This window comes from Pararhodobacter marinus, assembly GCF_003122215.1.
GTDB classification, from domain to species: Bacteria; Pseudomonadota; Alphaproteobacteria; order Rhodobacterales; family Rhodobacteraceae; genus Pararhodobacter; species Pararhodobacter marinus.
On the sequence record NZ_QEYD01000007.1, the window covers coordinates 39,099 to 54,849 of the forward strand.

Here is a 15,751-nt window from a genome sequence, read left to right on the forward strand (position 1 = left end):
TTGGCTCAGGGGGTTCGATCCTCAAACTAGCCAAAAAAATCGGCACGTTTATCAAAATTTCCCGAAAGGACCTGTGCCCGCGCGGCGGACTGGCTTTTGCGCGCGCAGCAGGCAGAATGGCCGGGCAGCGAACAGGAGACCCCCGATGCCCGGCTATCTGACCACCCATGTTCTCGACACCGCGCGCGGCCTGCCCGCCGAGGGGATCCGCATCGCGCTCTACCGGGTGAGCGGCAATGCGCATACGAAGATCGCCGAGACGGTGACCAATGACGACGGCCGCAGCGACGCGCCGATCCTGCCGCAGGAAGCGTTCAAGCCGGGCACCTACGAGCTGATCTTCTTTTGCGGCGATTACCTGCGGGCGACCGGGCAGGCCGGGGCGGATCCGCTGTTCCTGGACCAGGTGCCGATCCGCTTCGGCATGAGCGACCCCGAGGCGCATTACCATGTGCCGCTGTTGCTGTCGCCGCACGGGTATTCGACCTATCGCGGCAGCTGAGCCACCCTTTGCGGGGGGGGTCAGGCGCGCGCGCTGCGGGTGCGCGGCGTGACGCCCGCCCCTGAGGCTGTGTCTCTCTGCCAACCCCCGGGCGCTAGCGACCAGTGTTCGGGGTGATGCGGCACATAGCGCGTGCCATCGGCGACGTGGCGGGTGATCCGCACGCGGTCGCGGCCGGTGTCGAGGGTCAGGAACAAGTTGTCCTCGCCCCGGCGCCGGGTGGAAAGCGACGTGCCGTTCTGCACGAACAGCACCTCGGGCGTGTCGGTGAAGGGGGCGACATAGCTGACATGGACATGGCCTGACAGCACGATCCGGGCGCCCATGCCCGGCAGCGCCGCCAGAAGCCGCCCCGCGCCCACCATCAGCGGGTCGATGTTGAGCGCGGCATGTTCCAGCGGGTGGTGCATGACAGCGATCCGCAGCCGGTCGCCCGCCTCGTCGAATCCGTGGCGCAGTTGGTCGATCTGGCCCGGATCGATCTCGCCGCGTTGCCAGTGCAGGCGGTGCGCGGTGTTGATGCCGGCCAAAGCCGTGGCATCGTCGCGCCAGACGGGCTCGGTCGGGCCCTGCGTGGCGCGGCGGAACCGGCCATAGCCATCCACGAAGCGCAGGATCGGGTTCCAGTGCGGCAGGTCGTGGTTGCCCGGCACGCAAAAGCGCGGCCCGGGCAGCGCGTCCAGCAGGGCCCGGGCCTTGGCGAACTGGCCCCGTGTCCCGCGCTGCGCCAGATCGCCCGAGATCACCACAAGGTCGGGTTGCGCGGCATGGACCGCTTCGCAGAGCGGGTCGATAAGGCCGGGTTCATGGGCACCGAAATGCAGGTCCGACAGATGCGCGATGCGCGTCATGCCGAAATCCGGTCGGCGGGATCGGGCACGATGATGCTGAGCGCGTCGTCATGGATCTTGAAGGTCAGCGGCGAGGGCATGCGTTTCTTCTCGCCGTCGAAGGCGACATAGGGCCGGGGCTGGCGGGTTTCGATCACCATCTCGCGGGTCGAGATCAGCTCGATATCGCGGCCCGCCTTCATCGTGCCCATGGCCAGCCGCAGCGCCAGTTTCAGCATCTGCCAGCGCGAGCCGGGGCGGGCGACGAAGACCGCGAATTCGTCATTTGCGATGGCATCCGAGCCTTCGAGCCCGAAATAGCCCAGCTGGTAGGCCGAGCGCGCGACGAAGACGAGCGGAGAGCGCAGACGCCGTTCGACCCCGCCCGAGGTGGTGATGTGCATCGCATGCGGGCGCTGGAAGCGATAGATCGTGCGAATGAGCGACAGATGCGCCAGAAAGCGCCAGCGGCCCCATCGGTTGTAGACATCCTCGCGCGCCCTCAGCGCGGCCGGATACAACCCCAGCGAGGCATTGTTGAGAAACACGGTGCCGTTGACCGACCCGACAGAGATCCGGTGCGCGCGGCCCTTCAGGATCGCCCGCGCGGCCGGGGCCGGTTCCTGCGGCAGGCCCAGACCGCGCGCGAAATAGTTGAACGTGCCCAAAGGCAGCACGCCCATATGCGCGGGCTGGCCCATCATCGCCTGCGCCACGCCCATCACGGTACCGTCACCGCCCGCGGCGACGATCACCTTGAAGCCTTCGGCGATGGCGGACTTGACCTCGTCCTCCAGCCCGCCCTCGCGCGACCAGCGGCGCAGCTGTGCGCCGGAACCCAGCGCTTCCATCGCCTGCTCGATGGCCTGCGCGTCCTTGCTGTTGCGCCCGGATTTGGGATTGGCCACGACGCAGATGTCGCGGCTGGTGATGTCATCGCTTGTGAGCATGCCGCCCTGAAGCCTCCAATGCCGGCCTGTCGGGAATATCGGAATCAGGGATATCCGTTCCCGGAAGGTCGAGCCCCTGCACCTGTGCCGCCATATCGGCGCGGATGCGACCGACAATGAAATCAGCAAACAACCGCACCTTCGGATCGCGGAGCCGCCGGTGCGGCGTGAGCAGGCTCAGCGTGACGGGCAAGGGCGGCGTCGCGCGCGCCACCGGCACCAAGGCGCCCGTCCGCAGGTAAGCGCCCACCTCGAAGACCGGTTTCATCACGACGCCGTGACCGGCCAGCGCCCAGTCGGTCAGCACGTCGCCATCGTCGGATTCGAACGGGCCGGAAATCTCGTAGCTCTGCTCGCCCTGCGGGGTCCGCAAGGTCCAGCGGAATTCCTTGGCGCCGGGATAGCGCAGGTTCAGGCAATCGTGCCGGTCGCGCACCAGCGCCGCCCCATCCGCGGGAAGGCCGCGCCGGGCGATATAGGCGGGCGAGGCGCACAGGATCCGGGGGCATTCGGCGATCACCCGCATCTTCAGCGCGCTGTCTTCCAGCCGCCCGAGATGCAGCACGGCATCGAGCCCCTCGGCGGTGACGTCGATGATCCGGTCGGACAGCCGCAGCCGCAGGTCGATCAGCGGATACTCGGCCTTGAAGGCGGGCACGAAAGGCCCCAGAAGCCGCCGCCCCACGCCCAGCGGCGCGCCCACATACAACACCCCGCGCGGGTTCTGCGTGGCGTCGGCGACCGCCGCCTCGGCCTCTTCGATGGCCTGCAGGATGCCCTGCGCGCCGTCGTAGAAGATCCGCCCGTTCTCGGTCGGCTGCAGCTTGCGCGTGGTGCGGTTGAACAGCCGCACGCCCAGATGTTTCTCAAGCTCGCTGATCCGCCCCGAGGCCACGGCCGGCGAGGTGCGCTGATCGCGCGCGGCGGCGGACATGCTGCCCAATTCGTAGACACGCACGAACATGCGGATCATGTTGACATAGGACATTTTAAGCCCCCGCTTGAAAGTCCTCAGAGATTTGACGGATTATCAGAAAGACACAGGCCGGTATAGCCTGCGCGCAAAGAACAAGGGGACACCGGAATGTTCGAACTCGCCATCATGGGGGCCTGGGCGGAATTCGCGCTGCGCTGGCTGCATGTCGTCACCGCCATCGCGTGGATCGGCTCGTCCTTCTATTTCATCGCCCTGGATCTGGGGCTGAACCGGAATATCCCCGGCCCGGCCGATGGCGAGGAATGGCAGGTCCATGGCGGCGGCTTCTACCATATCCAGAAATACCTCGTGGCGCCCGAGCGGATGCCCGAGCATCTCGTCTGGTTCAAATGGGAAAGCTACGCGACATGGCTGTCGGGCTTCGCGCTGATGGTAGTGGTCTATTACCTGGGATCGGAATTCTACCTGATCGATCCGGCGGTGATGGATCTGGCGCCGTGGCAGGCGATCCTGATTTCCGTGGCCTCGCTGGCCTTCGGCTGGCTGGTCTATGACCAGATCTGCAAGCGCTTCGTGAATTCGAACCAGACGCTGGTGATGATCGCGCTGTTCGTGGTGCTGGTCGGCATGAGCTATTTCTACACCAGCGTTTTCTCGGGCCGGGCGGCGATGATCCATCTGGGCGCGTGGACCGCGACGATCATGTCGGCCAACGTCTTCATGATCATCATCCCCAACCAGAAGATCGTCGTGGCCGACCTGAAGGCCGGGCGCAAACCCGATCCGAAATACGGCAAGATCGCCAAGCAGCGCTCGACGCATAACAACTACCTGACGTTGCCCGTGATCTTCCTGATGCTGTCGAACCACTATCCGCTGGCTTTCGCCACGGAATACACCTGGATCATCGCGTCGCTGGTGTTCCTGATGGGGGTGACGATCCGGCATTACTTCAACTCGAACCATGCCCGCACCGGCAACCCGACCTGGACCTGGGCGGTGACGGCGGTGATCTTCATCCTGCTGATGTGGCTGTCGATCGCCCCCGCCATGCGCGAGGAAGAGGACGTGGCCGCCCTGCCCCCCGCCATCGCGCGCTTCGCCCAGGCCGAGGGTTTCGACACGGTGCATTCGGTGGTCGCCGGGCGCTGCTCGATGTGCCACGCGGAGTATCCGGGCTATCCCGGCATCAACTGGGCGCCGCGCGGCCTGCGGCTGGAAACCCCGGCCGAGGTCGCCCGCGCGGCGCGGCTGATCTACCTGCAGGCCGGGCGCTCGCACGCGATGCCGCCCGCCAATGTGAGCTGGATGGAAGAAGACGAGCGGGCGCTGATCCGCGACTGGTACCGCTCGGTGGCGGGGTGAGGCGTTAACCGGCGCGCAGCCCCGCCGCTTTCAGGAAGACCGGGGGGGCTGCCGCCCCGCCGCTATCGATAAGACCGGGGGGCTGCCGCCCCCCGGGGCCCCCCGCTTCAAGGAGGGTTTTCCACCCTCCTTGAAAATCCTCCCGAGAATATTTCCGGAACAAAGATGTCCGGACGGTGCCTCAGGCGCGGTCCATGCGCGACCACAGGCGCGGCGCCATCGGGCCGATGCCCTCTTCGATCGCCGCCATTGCGCCCACCACCAGATCCTCGCGCCAGCGCCGGCCGATGATCTGCACGCCGATGGGCTGCGTCCCGCTTTCCAGCCCCGCGAGCCGCGCCGGCACATTGCCCGCAGGCAGCCCGAGGAAATTCATCGGCGTCGACCAGATCGCCGATCCCAGCACCTCGGCCACACCCTCGGGGCCCTCGCTGTCACGGCCCGGGGCGAAGAAGGGCTGCGGCAGGAACGGGGTCAGCACCAGCGGGTAATCGTCAAGCAGGAGCGACCAGCGCCGCGCGAATCCGGTGCGCGCGGCGATGACCCGCTGGTATTCCTCGGGCTCGTAGGGCGGGAAGGCCGCGAAATACTCGGCGAAGATCCCCTTGATCACATCCGAACCAAGCCGCTGGATATCGGCCCCCAGCAGGGCCTCGGTCTCGGTCATCAGGGCGCGGAACGCGGTCGCCGCCAGCTCGCGCAGGCCGGGCGGCGTGATCTCTTCAACAATGTAGCCCGCGTCGATCAGCGCCTCGCGCGCATCGTCGAGCGCGGCCTCGACCTCGGGGTGAAGCGGGAAATCGAGTGTCTCTTTCGTGAAGCCGACCTTGATCTTCCCCTCGATCTGCGCGCCCTTCCACGGCAGCGGCATATGGAACGGATCGCGCGGATCGGGGCGGATCATCACCGGCATGGCCAGCGCCAGATCGCGCGCCGAGCGGGTGATCAGCCCCTGCACCGACATCGCCTGCGCCAGCATCCCGCGCTCGGCCTTCTGCGACGGGTTCCAGGCCGGTACCCGGCCCAGCCCCGGCTTGACCGTGACCGCGCCATTGGCCGAAGCCGGGTAGCGCAGCGAGCCCGCGATATCGTTGCCATGCGCCAGTGCGCCGATCCCCGCCATGACCGAGGCCCCCGCCCCGCCCGACGAGCCCCCCGCCGAAAGATGCGGGCCCCAAGGGTTGTGGGTGCGCCCGAATAACGGGTTGTCGGTATCGACGCGGAAGGAAAACTCGGGCGTGTTGGTGCGACCGATCACCACCGCGCCCGCCTCCTGCAGCGCGCGCACCAGCGGCGCGTCCTCGGGGGCGATCACATCCTTCAGGCCGGGCAGCCCGTTCGAAGTCGCCTGCCCCGCCTGATCGACATTGATCTTGATCGTCACGGGCACGCCATGGAGCGGCCCTTTGGGCGCGTCCGAGGCGTCGAGCGCGCGGGCGCGTTTCAGCGCCGCCTCGGACAGGTCCACCACCACCGCGTTCAACGCCGGGTTGACCGCCTGCATCCGCGCGACGGCCGCGCCCACGGCCTCTTCGGCGCTGACCTCGCCCGCGCGCGTCAGCGCCGACAGCTCGGTCGCCGTCAATTGCCAGAGGGGGGTATCGGTCATGCGGCGCTCCATCGCGGTGAGCGCGCAGGTTAGGACCGCCGCCCCCTGACGCGCAACCGCCAATCGGGCTTTCATTCTGCCACAAATACTCATCCGCGACGCCCGCCAAGGTACGCGCCCTCAGCGGTCGATGCCCAACGCCCGGTCAAGCGATACGACCCCGGCGCCGCGCGACAGCACCAGAAGCAGGCAGGCCGCCCAGGTGCCGTGCAGGACCCAGGCCTCGGGGAAAACGAAGACCTGGATCACCGCCACCATCACCAGAAGCCCGGCGGCGGCGAAGCGGCTGGCAAGCCCCGCGATCAGCAGCACCGACAGCGCGTGTTCCCCCAAGGTCGCCGCCACCGCCGCCCAGTCCGACGGGATCAGCGGCAGGTCGTAGACGTTTTCGAACAGGAAATAGGTCTGCTCGCGGATAGAGACCCCCTCGACCTTGGTGCGCGCGGATTGCCAGAAGACAATCCCGACGGCCAGCCGCGCGGCAAGCTGCGCCAGATCCAGCGGCACCAACCGCGCGGCAACCGCATTGAGCGCGCGCAGGCGCGGGCGAAGTCCGGGTCCGGAATGTCTGGCGGTCGTTTCGGTCATGGCCGTTCTCCGATGCGGGATATGAGCTGATGGCGCAGAAGCAGCGCCAGCAGCGGGGCGGGATCATGGGTTGCGGCCTCGCCCAGCGGGACGCCCCGCAAAAGCGCCGTGAGGATCGCGTGCGAGCCCGCGTCGAGCGGTTCGGTGACGATGGCGAAATCCGGCCTGCGCGCGATCAGTGCGTGGTCGCGGCCGGACCCGGGCGGCGCGGGCGCCCGGCCCGGCTGGTTGGCCTGCCAGATCCGCAAGGCCGGATGGGCCGACGCGAAGGCATGAACCGAGGGCGCCAGCGTCAGCACCAGCCGCGCGGGATCGCCCGCGCTCAGCGCGGCGGGATCGGCCACCGGCGCATCGGCGGCGTGATACGCGTGCCCGCGCAGGGCTTCAAACCGGGCGACATCGGGCAGATAGGGCAGTCCCGCGACGGGCGGGAAGCCCGACAGGAAGGCCGGGAAATCGCCGCCCCATTCCGACAGGACCGGCGTCGCGGGCGGATGCGCGGCGGCGAAGACACCCGCCATGGCGCTGAAGAATTCTGCCCCGACCAGCCGCTCGACCACCGGAAACCGGGCCGCCAGTGCGCGCGTCAGCCCGTGGCGGACATTGTTGCGGTAGACCGCGACGCGGCGGTCCAGCGCATCGGCCGGGGCCAGCCCCTCGGGCGTGTCGGGCGACCAGAGCGCGGCGTGGAAGGCGGTCTCGGTCGCGGCGTGGTCAGGCAAGGACCGCATGGCGCGCGCCCTCCATGATCCGGTCCGCCCGCCGCGCCTCGTCGGTCAAGACGTCGAAGGCAGGCACGTCGTTATCCCATTCGATCAGCGTCGGCAGCGGCCCGGTGCGGGCGATCACCTCGGCATAAAGCGTCCAGACAGGGTCGGCCACGGGCCGTGAATGGCTGTCGATCAGCAGAGGACCACCGGGGAGGTCCTCGGCCTCGTGCCCGGCCAGATGGATCTCACCCACCGCCGCCAGCGGGAAATCGGCCAGATAGGCGCGCGGATCGCTGCGGTGATTGATGGCCGAAACGAAGACGTTGTTGATATCCAGAAGCAGCCCGCAGCCGGTACGCCGCGCGACCTCGCTCAGGAAATCGGGCTCAGACCAGGTGCTGGCGGCGAAGGTGACATAGGTCGCGGGGTTCTCCAGCAGCATCGGACGGCCCAGAGCCGACTGCACGGCATCGACATGCGCGCAGATCCGCGCCAGCGTCTCGTCCGTGTAGGGCAAGGGCAGAAGATCGTTGAGCCACGCCGCCCCGTGCGAGGACCAAGCCAGATGTTCCGAGAAACTGGCGGGCTGATAGCGGTCGACCAGCGCCTTCACCCGCGCCAGATGCGCGCGGTCCAGAGGCCCGGCCCCGCCGATCGACAGGCCCACGCCATGCACCGACAGCGCATGATCCGCGCGCAGCTGCGTCAGCATCGCATGCGGTGCGCCGCCGGCGCCGAGGTAGTTCTCGGCATGGATCTCGTAGAACGCCACCGGCGCTTGCAGCGCGGCCTCGAAATGCTCGGCCTTGAAGCCCAGCCCGGCGCGCCGGGGCAGACTCGTGGCGGGCAGGCGCGTATCGGGCCGGCAAAAATCGGGATGCATGGCAAATCCTCCGTCAGACAGTCGCGGCCCCGGCAAGGGCGATCACCGGGGCCGCGGCGAGGGTCAGCCCTCGTTGGTCATCGATTCGTCGGACATGTCGTCATGCATCATGTCGCCGTCCATCATGGCGGGCATGTAGGTGGCGACCACCTCGGGATCGAGGCTGGCAGGAAGGTCGCGGGCGATGCCGGGGCCATAGCCGCCTTCCTCGAGCGTGGCGGCGGTGACGCCCATCCGGGCATGGCCCATACCGTCCTCGGGCAGCATCATCTCGGCGCAGGTGCCCGCCGGAACCAGCGTCCAGGCATTGCCCTGATAATCGAGCGTCGAGGTGCCCGCGCAGCTGGTGCCGGGGCCAGCCGCGCAATCGTTCTCGCCCGCCAGCGACACGCCGTAGCAGCGCTCTTGCTCCTGGGCCTGCGCGGCGCCCGCGGCCATCGCCAGAGCGGCGGCGATCGAGGCGGCAAGAAGCGGGGCGGCGGTCGGTTTGGTCTTGGTCATCGGAACTCTCCCGTTGGAACGGCCCGCACCATGCGGTCCTGATCGCCAAGACGCAGGAGGCCTCCTCGCCGTTACGCCCGCTCACGCAGCCGTGACATCGGTGGAATTTTCGTCGAAATTGGCCGGGGGCGGTGTAACAACAGCCCCGCCGCCTGCGTATTGGAGCCTGTGTGAGACCGTCCGAGAGCCTGTCATGGGAAGCGCTGATGCACGCCGCCAATCGCGGCGACCAGCGTGCCTATGCCCGGCTTCTGGGCGAAATCGCACCCGTCGTCCGCGGCATCGTCCGGGCCCGCGGCGGTGCGCTGGGGGCCGAGGGCTGCGAGGACGTGGTGCAGGAGGTGTTGCTGACGATCCATCTGAAGCGCCAGACATGGCGCGAGGATGCGCCGCTGCGCCCGTGGCTCTACGCGGTGACGCGCCACAAGGTGATCGACGCGCTGCGGGCGCGCGGCACGCGGGTCGAGATCCCGGTCGAGGAGATGGCCGAGATCCTGCCCGCCGCCGAAGGGGTCGACCCGTTCGAGGCGCATGACATGGAGCGGGTGCTGGGGCAGCTCGACCCGCGCGCGGCGCAGATCCTGCGCGCGATCGGCATCGACGGCGACAGCACCGCCGAGACGGGGGCGAAACTGGGCATGACCGAGGGGGCGGTCAGAGTGGCATTGCACCGGGCGCTGAAAGCGGTGGCCCGGCTGCGGGAAAGGATGATCGAATGAAGACCGACGCGCTGATCGCGGCGCTTGCCGCCGACACCACGCCGCGCCCCTCGCCGGGCGCGCGGATGGTGCGTGTGCTGCCCCTGGCGGTGGCGCTGTCGCTGACGGCGCTGCTGACGGGCTGGCATGTACGCGCCGACCTGGCCTCGGCGCTGGGCTCGGTCGCGGTCTACAAGACGGCGGTGCCGCTGGCGCTGGCGCTGAGCGCGCTGTGGCTGGCGCGCGGGCTTGCCCGTCCCGAGGCGCGGGCGGGCCGGGAATGGGCGCTGATCGGCGTGTTGATGGCGGGGCTGGCGCTGGCGCTGGCCTGGGGGCTGGCGGTGACGCCCGTGCCGCGCATCGCCGAGATCCTCGATACGCCCGATTACGCCAATTGCCTGATCTCGGTGCCCGTGCTGGCGGCGCTGCCGCTGGCCGGCGCGCTCTGGGCCCTGCGGGCGGGGGCGACGCTGCATCCGGCCACGAGTGGGGCGGCGGCCGGGCTGATCGCAGGCGGGGCGGCGGCCGCGATCTATTCGCTGCATTGCCCGCATGACCACCTGATGTATTTCTTCCCGGCCTATGGCGTGGCGATGGCGGGGGTGACGCTGGCCGGCGCGCTGCTGGGCGCGCGGCTCTTGCGCTGGTGAGGGGGTGGTGCGTGCAAAGCACGCACCCTACAGCCGCGTCCCGCCGGGAATGATGCTCCCGGCAATCCGAGCCAGAACTGCGCGGCGACACGACCAGAACCCGGAGCAAGCCGAGGGCGCCGGCCGCCTCCGGCAGGCGCGCGCGCCCGGCAGCCCGAGCCGGACGCTGTAGGGTGCGTGCTGTGCACGCACCATGCGCCGGATCTCAGTCCGGCAGCGGGATGTATTCCGCGTCATCCCCCGGCGGCAGGTCGAACAACCCCTTGCCCCAGCGGCCCTGGCGCCATTCTTCCTTGGCCTCCTCGATCCGCTCTTTCGACGAGCTGACGAAGTTCCACCACAGGTAGCGCGGACCGTTCAGCGTATCGCCGCCCAGCACAAGCAGCCGTGCGCCCGCCGCGCCCGCCTGCAGGGTGATCGCGTCACCCGGACGGAACACCGCCATCTGCCCCGCACTGATCTCCTGCCCGCCAACATGGACCGAACCCGACAGCACGTGCAGGCCGCGATCCTCGTGCCCGTCGGGCATCGGCAGCTTGGCCTCGGCTTCCAGCCGGACATCGGCATAGAACACGTCGCCGAAGGTCGAGACCGGCGCCTTCACGCCCCAGGCATGGCCCAGGATCACCCGCGCGCGCTTGCCCTCGGCATCGAGCAGCGGCAGCACTTCCTTGCCGTGATGCTCGAAGGCCGGCTCCATTTCTTCGCGGTCCTCGGGCAGCGCCAGCCAGGTCTGCACCCCGAACAGGTCGTGGCGGCCCTGGCGGCTCTGGGCGTCGGTGCGCTCGGAATGGGTGATGCCGCGCCCGGCGATCATCCAGTTGACCTCGCCCGGATTGATCCGCTGGTCCGAGCCGAGGCTGTCCTTGTGGATGAAATGCCCCTCCAGCAGGTAGGTCACCGTGCCCAGCCCGATATGCGGATGCGGGCGCACGTCGATGCCCTCGCCGGTGATGAACTCGGCCGGTCCCATCTGGTCGAAGAACACGAACGGCCCCACCATGCGCCGCTCTGCCGCGGGCAGCGCGCGCCTGACCTCGAACCCGCCCAGATCGCGCGTTCGCGGGATGATCACGGTCTCGATCGCGTCGGGATCCGTGGTCAAGGGACCGGGGTCGAAATTGGGGTTCCAGCTCATCCTGAGGCTCCTCTGTCGGGTCGTCTCTTTAAGATGGCGTTGGCGGCACCGGCGGCAACCGGTGCAGACAAGACCTGCACCCCTGCACAATAGCCCGCCCCCTCGACGGCACAATCCCCGCTCAGGGCACGCTCAGCGCCGGAACAGGCCGTTGGGCTGGGCGGGCGGCAACGGGGCCGCGCCGCGGCGGCGGACCACCGGGATCACCACCTGCGCGGTGGGATGCGGGGGCACCCCGCCGAAGCGGCGCCAGAAGATCCGCCCGCCCCTCAGCCGCCATGTGCGCGAACACAAAGCCACGCCCGCAAGGAAGCCGCCGACATGCGCCCAGAACGCGACCCCGCCATCGGCGGGCGTCGTCATACCCCCCGCGACCTGCACGACGAACCACGCGCCTAAAAGCGCCCAGGCGGGCACCGCGACGACCCGCAGACCGACGACGTACCACAACAGCATCTCGACCCGGGCGCGGGGGAACATCAGCAGATAGCCCCCCATCACGCCCGCCACCGCGCCCGAGGCCCCGGCGATGGCGACGGGGCTCGACGGTTCGGCCAGCACCTGCAGCGCGAAGGCGACGATCCCGCAGGCGAGATAGAACAGCCCGAATCGCAAGGAGCCCAGCTCGGCCTCCAGATTGTCGCCGAAGACGCGCAGGAACAGCATGTTGAGCGCCAGATGGATCCAGCCGCCATGCACGAACATCGCCGTGAGCGGCGTCACAAGCCCCTCGCCCCGCAGGAAACGGTCGGGGATCAGGCCCCAGTCGTGATAGATCCGCGCCACCGAGGCATCCGTGCCAAGCGGGTAAAACGCCGCAAAGGCCAGCACATTGGCGATGATCACCGCCCAGGTCACATAGGGCACACACCCCGACGGGTTACGGTCACGAAACGGCAGCATGGCAAAGGGGATGCGCGACGCGCGCGCCTCCGTCAAGCCGCCGATGCGTCAACAAGCAGTTGCGCGTTTCCGCCCGATGCCGTCGTATCGACGCACAGATGCCGCTCGGTCAGGGCATGGGCGGCATCGGGCATGGCGGTGATGACGGGCAGGATCGCTCCCTTGCGCCGTGCCAGCGCCTGCGCATAGGACCGCGCGGTCTCGTCATCGCCCCACCAGACAACGCCCGAGAATCCCTGCGCCGTCTCGAGCCAAGCGGCCGGAACCGTGCCGCCCGCCTCGAGGGCGACGCCGCCTGCCGCGCGGATCGCCGCCGCCTGCGCCGCTTCGGCCCCGGCCCCCGGCCCCAGACACAGCACTGCCGCGCGGGGATAGAGGCTCAGCCGGTTCGATTCGCCCGTGGGTCCGGGCATGTCGTGCACCGCGACCGGCTCTTGCGGCACCGGCCGGGCCAGCGCGCGTTCCAGCGCCTTCAGATCCGCCTCGCCCGCGGCCTCCTCGCCGGAAAGGCCGCCCGCCGGCGCGGCCAGCCGCGCGACGTAATCGGGACCGCCCGCCTTGGGACCGGTGCCTGACAGGCCCTCGCCGCCGAAGGGCTGGCTGCCCACCACCGCGCCGATCTGGTTGCGGTTGACGTAGAGATTGCCGACGCGCATCGCCTCGACCACCTCCTGCACGCGGTTGTCGATCCGCGTGTGCAGCCCGAATGTCAGCCCGTAGCCGCGCGCATTGACCGCCGCCATCACCTTGGGCAGGTCGCGGCCCTTGAACCGCGCGACATGCAGCACAGGCCCGAAAACCTCGCGCGGCAGATCGTCGATGCCGTTCACCTCGATCACCACGGGCGCCACGAAATGGCCCGATCCCGGCGCGCGCAATTCGTGCAGCACGCGCCCCGCCTTGCGCGCCTCGGCGACATAGGCGCGGATCTCGCGCGCGGCGTCGGCGTCGATCACCGGGCCCACATCGGTGGTCAGGTGCCACGGATCGCCCATCACCAGCGCCTCCATCGCGCCGCCCAGCATCTCCAGCATGTGATCCGCCACGTCTTCCTGCACATAGAGGCAGCGCAGGGCCGAACACCGCTGGCCCGCCGACTGGAAGGCCGAGGCGACTATGTCGCGCACCGCCTGTTCGGGCAGGGCGGTGGAATCCACCACCATCGCGTTCAGTCCGCCGGTTTCCGCGAGCAGCGGCGCGCCGGGGGCGAGATTGTCGGCCATCGCCCGGCGGATCGCCTGTGCGGTGTCGGTCGAGCCGGTGAACACGACCCCGTCGACGCGCGGGTCCGAGGTCAGCGCGGCGCCCACCTCGGCGCCTTCGCCCGGCAGGAATTGCAGCACCGCGCGCGGCACACCCGCTTCGTGCAGAAGCGCCACGGCATGGGCGGCGATCAGCGGCGTCTGCTCGGCCGGCTTCGCCAGCACCGCGTTGCCCGCGGCCAGCGCCCCGGCGATCTGGCCGGTAAAGATGGCCAGCGGAAAGTTCCACGGCGAGATGCAGACGATCCGCCCGCGCGGGGCCATGTCGGGGGTGATGCAGGCGGCGTAGTAATGCAGGAAATCGACCGCTTCGCGGACCTCGCCCACGCAATCGAGATGGGTTTTCCCCGCCTCGCGCGCGAGCAACGCGAAGAACCGGCCGAAATCGCGCTCGTACAGCGTCGCCGCGCGGACCAGCACCGCCGCGCGCTCTTCGGGGGGGGCGTCCCAGACCTTGGCGGCGCCCAGAGCGGCGTCGACATCCGCGCGGCTGGCCTGCGTCACGCGGCCCACCCGCTCGCCGGGGCGCGCGGGGTTCAGTGCATCGACCGCCGCACCGCCCTGCGCGGGCACGGCGAGCAGCGGCGCGGCGTCGAAATGCTCGATGGCGAAGGGCTGGCGCGCGGCGCCAATCGCGGCAAGATCCGGCGCGGCGGTCAGGTCCCAGCCGCGCGAATTGGCACGGTCCGGGCGGAACAGGTCGGGCCCGGTGGTCAGCGCGAAGGGTTTGTGCGCCGCCAGCGGATCGGGGACCACGTCCTCGGGCGGCACGCTGTCATCGACGATGCGGTTCACGAACGAGCTGTTCGCGCCGTTTTCCAGCAGGCGCCGCACCAGATAAGCCAAGAGGTCGCGATGCGCCCCCACGGGCGCGTAGATCCGGCAGCGCGTGCCTTCGGCTTCCAGCACGATGTCGTGCAGGCTTTCGCCCATTCCGTGCAGGCGCTGGAATTCGAAGGCGTCGCGCGGCAGGTCGCCGGCCATTTCCAGCACGGTGGCGACCGAATGCGCGTTATGGGTGGCGAATTGCGGATAGATCCGGTCGGTCATGCCCAGAAGCTTGCGCGCATTGGCCATGTAGGAAATGTCGGTCGCGGTCTTGGCGGTGAAGACCGGGAAACCGGGCAGGCCCATCACCTGCGCGCGCTTGACCTCGGTATCCCAATAGGCACCTTTGACCAGCCGCAGCATCAGCTTGCGGTCAAGCCGCGTGGCCTCGGCGTAAAGCCAGTCGATCATCGCGCCGGCGCGCGGCCCGTAGGCCTGCACGACGACGCCGAACCCGTCCCAGCCTTCGAGCGCCGGATCGGCCAGCACAGCGGCGATCACGTCGCGCGACAGGACCAGCCGGTCCTGTTCCTCGGCGTCGATGTTGAAGCCCATGCCGCGTTTGGCCGCCATGCGCGCCAGCTTCGTCACGCGGGGCACGAGGTCTTCCATCACCTGTTCGCGCTGCGCTTCCTCGTAGCGCGGATGCAGCGCCGACAGCTTGACCGAGATGCCCGGATTGGCCTTCACGTCGCGCCCCTTGCAGCCCTTGCCGATCGCCTCGATCGCGCGGGCATAGGCGTCGAGATAGCGCAGCGCATCGGCCTCGGTGCGCGCGGCCTCGCCCAGCATGTCGTAGGAATAAGCATAACCCCGCGCCTCCATCCCCTGCGCGCGGCTCATCGCCGACTGGATTGTCTCGCCCAGCACGAACTGACGGCCCATCTCCTTCATCGCGCGCCCCACGGCGGTGCGGATCACCGGCTCGCCCAGTCGTTTCACGGCGCCCCGCAGATGGCCGGCAATGCCCGGCTCGCGCTCGTCGAGCACGCGGCCCGTCAGCATCAGCGCCCAGGTCGAGGCATTGACCAGCGACGAGGCCGAATGCCCCAGATGCTTGCCCCAGTCCGAGGGCGCGATCTTGTCCTCGATCAGCGCGTCCATGGTGGCGGCATCGGGCACGCGTAGAAGCGCCTCGGCCAGGCACATCAGCGCGATGCCCTCTTCGGTGGACAACCCGTACTCGGCAAGGAAGACCTCCATCAGACCCGGACGGGCGCCGTCGCGGATCTGGCGCACCAGCGTGACGGCGCGGTCCCGCACCCGGGCGCGCGCCGTGTCGTCAAGCGCGACCTGCGCGGCAAGGCGGCTGACCAGCGCCTCTTCGCTGGCGGGAATAGGGTCGAGAAGGGGATCCATGCTCATCGGGGGAAACCTGCGCGCGAAGGGGTGAAGGC

14 protein-coding genes and 1 pseudogene are annotated in these 15,751 nt (G+C 69.1%); 4 read left to right on the top strand and 11 right to left on the bottom strand.

What is annotated here, in order from left to right:
• Nucleotides 1-145: 145 nt before the first annotated feature.
• On the top strand, nt 146-502 hold the full coding sequence (gene uraH / locus C4N9_RS12360; protein ID WP_109533648.1) for a hydroxyisourate hydrolase: 357 nt from the start codon (nt 146-148) through the stop codon (nt 500-502).
• Nucleotides 503-522: 20 nt separating this feature from the next.
• Here uraH and C4N9_RS12365 read toward each other — a convergent pair whose 3' ends face one another.
• Genes C4N9_RS12365 through C4N9_RS12375 form a run of 3 tightly spaced genes read right to left on the bottom strand, consistent with a single transcriptional unit; the run spans nt 523 to nt 3,270 of the window.
• Nucleotides 523-1,353: a metallophosphoesterase family protein gene (locus tag C4N9_RS12365; RefSeq protein WP_109533649.1), complete on the bottom strand. Its 831-nt coding sequence runs from the start codon at nt 1,351-1,353 to the stop codon at nt 523-525.
• On the bottom strand, nt 1,350-2,282 hold the full coding sequence (locus C4N9_RS12370) for a diacylglycerol/lipid kinase family protein (RefSeq protein ID WP_109533650.1): 933 nt from the start codon (nt 2,280-2,282) through the stop codon (nt 1,350-1,352). Before C4N9_RS12370 ends, C4N9_RS12365 begins: the two co-directional genes overlap by 4 nt.
• A complete protein-coding gene (locus C4N9_RS12375) occupies nt 2,266-3,270 on the bottom strand; it encodes a LysR family transcriptional regulator (protein WP_109533651.1) in 1,005 nt (334 codons plus the stop codon). The genes C4N9_RS12370 and C4N9_RS12375 overlap by 17 nt, the downstream gene beginning before the upstream one ends.
• Nucleotides 3,271-3,366: 96 nt before the next feature.
• On the opposite strand from C4N9_RS12375, the gene C4N9_RS12380 reads away from it, so the two are divergent.
• Nucleotides 3,367-4,584 (top strand): urate hydroxylase PuuD, encoded by a 1,218-nt coding sequence (locus C4N9_RS12380; protein WP_109533652.1) that lies wholly within the window; start codon nt 3,367-3,369, stop codon nt 4,582-4,584.
• 181 nt (nt 4,585-4,765) lie between these two features.
• Here C4N9_RS12380 and C4N9_RS12385 read toward each other — a convergent pair whose 3' ends face one another.
• From C4N9_RS12385 to C4N9_RS22255, 5 genes and pseudogenes are all read right to left on the bottom strand, one after another.
• Entirely contained in the window at nt 4,766-6,193 is a 1,428-nt protein-coding gene (locus tag C4N9_RS12385) for an amidase family protein (protein ID WP_109533858.1), read from the bottom strand.
• Between the two features lie 120 nt (nt 6,194-6,313).
• A complete protein-coding gene (locus C4N9_RS12390; protein ID WP_109533653.1) occupies nt 6,314-6,781 on the bottom strand; it encodes a DoxX family protein in 468 nt (155 codons plus the stop codon).
• Nucleotides 6,778-7,512, bottom strand: coding sequence for an HvfC/BufC N-terminal domain-containing protein (locus C4N9_RS12395; RefSeq protein WP_109533654.1), 735 nt, complete (start codon nt 7,510-7,512; stop codon nt 6,778-6,780). Before C4N9_RS12395 ends, C4N9_RS12390 begins: the two co-directional genes overlap by 4 nt.
• Complete coding sequence (bufB, locus tag C4N9_RS12400; RefSeq protein WP_210404030.1) at nt 7,496-8,374, bottom strand: MNIO family bufferin maturase; 879 nt, start codon at nt 8,372-8,374, stop codon at nt 7,496-7,498. Before bufB ends, C4N9_RS12395 begins: the two co-directional genes overlap by 17 nt.
• A 165-nt stretch (nt 8,375-8,539) precedes the next feature.
• Nucleotides 8,540-8,875: pseudogene (locus tag C4N9_RS22255) on the bottom strand (BufA1 family periplasmic bufferin-type metallophore); the annotation flags it as partial.
• Nucleotides 8,876-9,045: 170 nt separating this feature from the next.
• Here C4N9_RS22255 and C4N9_RS12410 point away from each other — a divergent pair.
• Nucleotides 9,046-9,594, top strand: coding sequence for a sigma-70 family RNA polymerase sigma factor (locus C4N9_RS12410; protein ID WP_245902533.1), 549 nt, complete (start codon nt 9,046-9,048; stop codon nt 9,592-9,594).
• Nucleotides 9,591-10,223: an NrsF family protein gene (locus C4N9_RS12415; RefSeq protein WP_109533657.1), complete on the top strand. Its 633-nt coding sequence runs from the start codon at nt 9,591-9,593 to the stop codon at nt 10,221-10,223. The genes C4N9_RS12410 and C4N9_RS12415 overlap by 4 nt, the downstream gene beginning before the upstream one ends.
• Nucleotides 10,224-10,428: 205 nt before the next feature.
• Here C4N9_RS12415 and C4N9_RS12420 read toward each other — a convergent pair whose 3' ends face one another.
• The 3 genes from C4N9_RS12420 to putA form a co-directional block, all read right to left on the bottom strand.
• Nucleotides 10,429-11,361 (bottom strand): pirin family protein, encoded by a 933-nt coding sequence (locus C4N9_RS12420; RefSeq protein WP_109533658.1) that lies wholly within the window; start codon nt 11,359-11,361, stop codon nt 10,429-10,431.
• 132 nt (nt 11,362-11,493) lie between these two features.
• Entirely contained in the window at nt 11,494-12,300 is an 807-nt protein-coding gene (locus C4N9_RS12425; protein WP_342748802.1) for a rhomboid family intramembrane serine protease, read from the bottom strand.
• Nucleotides 12,297-15,719, bottom strand: coding sequence for a bifunctional proline dehydrogenase/L-glutamate gamma-semialdehyde dehydrogenase PutA (gene putA / locus C4N9_RS12430; RefSeq protein ID WP_245902534.1), 3,423 nt, complete (start codon nt 15,717-15,719; stop codon nt 12,297-12,299). Before putA ends, C4N9_RS12425 begins: the two co-directional genes overlap by 4 nt.
• Nucleotides 15,720-15,751 lie beyond the last annotated feature (32 nt).

What these genes read in the sequence shown, in the direction of transcription:
- C4N9_RS12370 (WP_109533650.1), bottom strand. Translation starts at nt 2,282, where the DNA reads ATGCTCACAAGCGATGACATCACCAGCCGCGACATCTGCGTCGTGGCC.
- C4N9_RS12385 (WP_109533858.1), bottom strand. Translation starts at nt 6,193, where the DNA reads ATGACCGATACCCCCCTCTGGCAATTGACGGCGACCGAGCTGTCGGCG.
- bufB (WP_210404030.1), bottom strand. Translation starts at nt 8,374, where the DNA reads ATGCATCCCGATTTTTGCCGGCCCGATACGCGCCTGCCCGCCACGAGT.
- C4N9_RS12390 (WP_109533653.1), bottom strand. Translation starts at nt 6,781, where the DNA reads ATGACCGAAACGACCGCCAGACATTCCGGACCCGGACTTCGCCCGCGC.
- C4N9_RS12395 (WP_109533654.1), bottom strand. Translation starts at nt 7,512, where the DNA reads ATGCGGTCCTTGCCTGACCACGCCGCGACCGAGACCGCCTTCCACGCC.
- putA (WP_245902534.1), bottom strand. Translation starts at nt 15,719, where the DNA reads ATGAGCATGGATCCCCTTCTCGACCCTATTCCCGCCAGCGAAGAGGCG.
- C4N9_RS12380 (WP_109533652.1), top strand. Translation starts at nt 3,367, where the DNA reads ATGTTCGAACTCGCCATCATGGGGGCCTGGGCGGAATTCGCGCTGCGC.
- uraH (WP_109533648.1), top strand. Translation starts at nt 146, where the DNA reads ATGCCCGGCTATCTGACCACCCATGTTCTCGACACCGCGCGCGGCCTG.
- C4N9_RS12375 (WP_109533651.1), bottom strand. Translation starts at nt 3,270, where the DNA reads ATGTCCTATGTCAACATGATCCGCATGTTCGTGCGTGTCTACGAATTG.
- C4N9_RS12415 (WP_109533657.1), top strand. Translation starts at nt 9,591, where the DNA reads ATGAAGACCGACGCGCTGATCGCGGCGCTTGCCGCCGACACCACGCCG.
- C4N9_RS12420 (WP_109533658.1), bottom strand. Translation starts at nt 11,361, where the DNA reads ATGAGCTGGAACCCCAATTTCGACCCCGGTCCCTTGACCACGGATCCC.
- C4N9_RS12365 (WP_109533649.1), bottom strand. Translation starts at nt 1,353, where the DNA reads ATGACGCGCATCGCGCATCTGTCGGACCTGCATTTCGGTGCCCATGAA.